General features: G+C 40.0%; 4 protein-coding genes and 1 pseudogene. 4 read left to right on the top strand and 1 reads right to left on the bottom strand.

What is annotated here, in order from left to right; all coding sequences use genetic code 11:
- On the bottom strand, nt 1-338 hold a 338-nt coding region (locus GNF10_RS35670; RefSeq protein ID WP_221643764.1), incomplete at its 3' end, for an AAA family ATPase.
- A gap of 309 nt (nt 339-647) precedes the next feature.
- On the opposite strand from GNF10_RS35670, the gene GNF10_RS35665 reads away from it, so the two are divergent.
- From GNF10_RS35665 to GNF10_RS35650, 4 genes and pseudogenes are all read left to right on the top strand, one after another.
- Complete coding sequence (locus GNF10_RS35665; protein ID WP_179076947.1) at nt 648-1,403, top strand: ParA family protein; 756 nt, start codon at nt 648-650, stop codon at nt 1,401-1,403.
- Nucleotides 1,400-2,353, top strand: a complete 954-nt coding sequence (locus tag GNF10_RS35660; RefSeq protein WP_185584341.1) for a ParB/RepB/Spo0J family partition protein — start codon at nt 1,400-1,402, stop codon at nt 2,351-2,353. The genes GNF10_RS35665 and GNF10_RS35660 overlap by 4 nt, the downstream gene beginning before the upstream one ends.
- A 175-nt stretch (nt 2,354-2,528) precedes the next feature.
- The gene (locus GNF10_RS35655; protein WP_185607432.1) at nt 2,529-3,041 is read left to right on the top strand and encodes a hypothetical protein; all 513 of its coding nucleotides are present in this window, start codon (nt 2,529-2,531) and stop codon (nt 3,039-3,041) included.
- A 798-nt stretch (nt 3,042-3,839) separates the two neighbouring features.
- Nucleotides 3,840-4,093, top strand: a pseudogene (locus GNF10_RS35650) (hypothetical protein); the annotation flags it as partial.

Here is a 4,093-nt window from a genome sequence, read left to right as displayed (position 1 = left end):
CCCAAACGTTGAGCAGCGCGTCCAGTGGGTGCAGCTAGGGCTATGGATTTACCCATTGCTTTCCACAGGCTGACAATGGTGTGAGTTGTGAAGGTCTTTCCAACGCCAGGGCCACCAGTCAAAATCATGATTTTGGAATAGGCTGCTGTTTCTACAGCTTGGCGTTGCTGTTCTGAAAGCTGGATTTTACGGCTGGCTGTAAAGCGCTCAATCCAATCACGCACACGCTCAATGTCAGTGCCAACAGCTTTTTCCAAACGTTCTACGACTCCAGTGATTGTTTCGTGTTGAGGAAAGGCGCTTACTTGTTGAGAGGAAAGATTAGGGGGAGTGGACATTGCTTATCATCAGATGCCGCACATCATTATAATATTGGAAGTTTAGCTATTCTAGTACATAAATACTAAATTAGATATTCAATATTAGTGTCATCGAAAACTCACCCTAGTTCAAGCTTAAAAGCCGGGGCAGTGGGGCTGACACCAGATAAACCATTGCTTGGAGACTGAAAAAGTTAGCAATCATAGAAAGGGCAAAATTATAGTTGAAATGTTAAAGTTCGATCTACTGAATGTAAGTTTCTTTTGCCAGTATGTGACTGATACCGATATTGTTAAGTTGATGTCTTTATTATTTCTGTTCAGTTAATGAGCAAAGTCATTGCAGTTTTTAATCAGTCGGGTGGTGTCAGCAAAACTACTCTGACAATGAATTTAGGCTACCATTTGGCTCAAAATCAGCAAAGCGTTTTATTAGTGGATATGGACCCCCAGGCTTCACTAACTACTTTTATGGGATTAGAGCCATCTGAACTAGATAAGACAGTTTATGAAGCTATTCTGGGAGAAGAACCATTACCAATTCATCAGAATATACATGGGATGGATATGGCCCCCGCGAACATTAACTTAAGTGGCGCAGAATTAGAACTTGTTGTCGCAGATATGCGAGATATTCGACTAAAGGAGGCTCTTGAACCAGTTATCGCACAATACCAATTCATTTTAATTGATTGTCCACCAAGTCTCGGTATTCTTAGCTATATTAGCTTGGTCGCAGCCACACACGTACTCATTCCTATTCAAACTGAATATAAAGCTTTAAAAGGAACAGAACTATTGTTAACAACGATTGCGCGTGTCCGTTCTCGAGCAAATCGAAAATTACAGATTGCTGGAGTAGTTCCAACCATGTACGATAACCGAACTGGACAAGGCTCCCAAAGCTTACAGTCAATTACTAATTCTCTATCTAAGATTGGTACCATTTATCCAGCTATTCCTCGATCCGTAGCTTTTGCTGACGCAGCCCAAGAGCATATACCGTTAGCACTTTACAATTCTAAGCATCCATCTGTCACTATTCTCAAACAGATTGCTCAAAGTTTGGAGACGTTGCCATGAGTATGAAGAAGCGTGTTAGTCAACCTTATGAAATTAAAGGAGTCGATGCTTTATTTGGAGTTGAAGAAGCAGTAGGCAATAGTAGCGCTGCTTTCCTTATTCCAATAGAACAAATAGTTTTACCACATCAACAACCTCGTCGCTACTTTGCTCCTCAAGCCATGCATGAGTTAGTAGAGTCAATTAAACAGCATGGAATTCTTCAGCCCCTTCTCGTCCGTCCTCAAAAGGATGGGAAATATGAACTAGTTGCAGGAGAACGTCGTTTTCAAGGGGCTAAAACTGCTCAATTAGAGTTTGTACCTGCTGTTATTAGGGAAATGACAGATGTTGAAGCACTTGAACTAGCACTCTCAGAAAATCTCCAAAGAGAGGACTTAAACCCAATTGAGGAAACAGAGAGTATTGTTGCTCTCTTAGGATTAAAACTTAATCAAACCACAGAATCAATAGTTGCTTTACTTCAATCAGCAGCTCATCCAGAACGAGAGGCTGTGGATAACGTTATCCACAGCCAAGAATGGCAGTCTCTACTTGAGGTATTTAACACAATCGGAAAGTTTTCCCCCGAAAGTTTTAGAACCAATCGTCTCCCATTATTAAAACTTCCTATAGATGTTATGGAAGCTCTCCGGTCAGGAGTAATCGAGTATACTAAAGCCAAAGTGATTGCGCGGATTAAGGATGAAGCCTTACGTAAATCATTACTATCTGATGCAATTCAAAATAATTTATCTTTAAGTCAAATTAAAGAGCGTCTTGCTGAAATTCAAGCAAACACGCCTGAAAATACAGATAAAAAATCATCTTCCTTAAAAAAGAAGATAGATGAAGCCTACAGTAAAGTAAAAAAATCAAAGGTTTGGGATAATCCTAATCAGCACAAGCGATTACAAAAAATATTAGTAGAGCTTGAAGCTTTATTAGTTGAAAGCAGTGATGATAACTAAAACTACATTTAGTATGGCAATCAGCATTCCTAAAGTCATTCCTTCAAAAGAGGCAAATGGCGATTAGATTGTTACGGGAGAAGTGCTTTAGACAATAGCGATTCCTTCTCCTTGGCAGCAATGATGGCACACTCCCTCTTCAAGAGTGATTGGTGAAAGATATTTGCAACTGATAATGCAAATAAGATTTTTACCCTCAATAATAACTGCACTAACGGCACTGACACTAACTAGTTGCAGTACTACTACTGCTGAACAGTATGAAGCTACAGCACTCACCAGTTACTCCTGGCAAGTCAAGTATGCGAATAACCTAACTAGTCAACCACAACCACGCATTGAAACTTTTGCGAATACTTCAGTGTTGAATCGGAATGGATTGAAACCGGCAGGAGCAGTTGTTGGCCCAGATGACAGAGGGTTATGGTGCCCTACTTTACCGCCGCGACCAAGTGTTGATGAAGTTGAACAACGTAAAAGACCTCAAGAAGAGATAGGAAAACCTGAATTGATCAAAGATATAAAGTACAAGCTGACCTATGGAGTGGGTAATACTCAGAACACGCTACCTACTAACTATGAAGTTTATCGACATGTGGTAAAAGCTTACCCCCAAAGAACTCCTTTGGAATTGACTTTGGGTGTGAATGATAATTCAGTAGAAAAAGCTGAACCTGTAAGCAAGTAGTAACCCACTCGTTACGTAGTCAGCAAGAAGTTAGAGATTAAGGCTGAATTACTTTTCAACTGCCAGTCTTGAACTTACCGAAGAAGAATTCAGTAGTCAGAAGCCAGAATGGGCTAAACCTTAGCTATCCGCTAACAGAATAATTCTGAACTAAAAATTGAATGAATCGTGCTTTAGAACAAGCAATTTTAAGACCTCGAACGCGAACAGCGTGCCGTAGGCAAGACTCGCTTGCCACCGACGCTATCGTGGAAACAAGGAGAAATTTCCCTTGCTTGAACTCAACAAGGTAGGACATGGGGTATTCTGGCTCCAAATCATTCTTTACAAACCCTTCTGATAATCTCAAGTATTGCAATCTCCTTGGAAAGCAACCAATTTATCTTAGATAAATTCCAAGTCGATCAGGGTCAGAGCTACATATTGCTTGCAAGTAAATTGCTAAAAAAAGATTGACAGTAAAGTATAAATCAAAGAGTCAACGATGATCTAATTTAATTTCTGCTGCGTTGATAAAAAAGATTTCAAAAAATTCTATGGGGGCTATATGGGGGCTGTATGTACCCCAAAGCAGTTTAGAGGCTTGAGCAAAATTTGACTCCCATAAGGGGGCTGTATGGGGGCTGTATGGGGTACATTTGACTTTGTGAGATTTTACCCCACTTAGCCCCCAAGAGGTTATGATAATTTTTTGACGCTGAAGAAAAAAAGAGTACTTATTTTATTCATCTCTTCTCTGCTCCCCACTTCACCTGAACAGATAACTTTCACAAATCAAAATCTATTAACTTTCTCTTTATGTCTAACATTCACTCCTTGCAAAAAATTTTTCCTGCTGGCTTTGATAACGGCTATGGAAGCCTAAAACTTTTAGTCGATGGCTTTGAAGTAGTTCGTGTCCCCAGCTATATAACCAATGCCGAGATGGAAGATGTTCCAGGGCGTGTAGTTTTTAACGGCACTGCTTACACAGTCGGAGAATCAGCTTTCCGTACAGGAAATTATTTTGACCGAAACACTGATAACAATGAAAACAAAGTCAATAATGCATT

The sequence above is a fragment of the Nostoc sp. UCD121 genome, from assembly GCF_014222285.1.
Lineage (GTDB): Bacteria > Cyanobacteriota > Cyanobacteriia > Cyanobacteriales > Nostocaceae > Nostoc.
The sequence above is the reverse complement of the archived record's forward strand: the minus strand, read 5'-3'. Positions and strand labels throughout refer to the sequence as shown.

Coding starts and splice junctions, on each gene's coding strand:
- GNF10_RS35655 (WP_185607432.1), top strand. CDS start 2,529: ATGCAAATAAGATTTTTACCCTCAATAATAACTGCACTAACGGCACTG.
- GNF10_RS35660 (WP_185584341.1), top strand. CDS start 1,400: ATGAGTATGAAGAAGCGTGTTAGTCAACCTTATGAAATTAAAGGAGTC.
- GNF10_RS35665 (WP_179076947.1), top strand. CDS start 648: ATGAGCAAAGTCATTGCAGTTTTTAATCAGTCGGGTGGTGTCAGCAAA.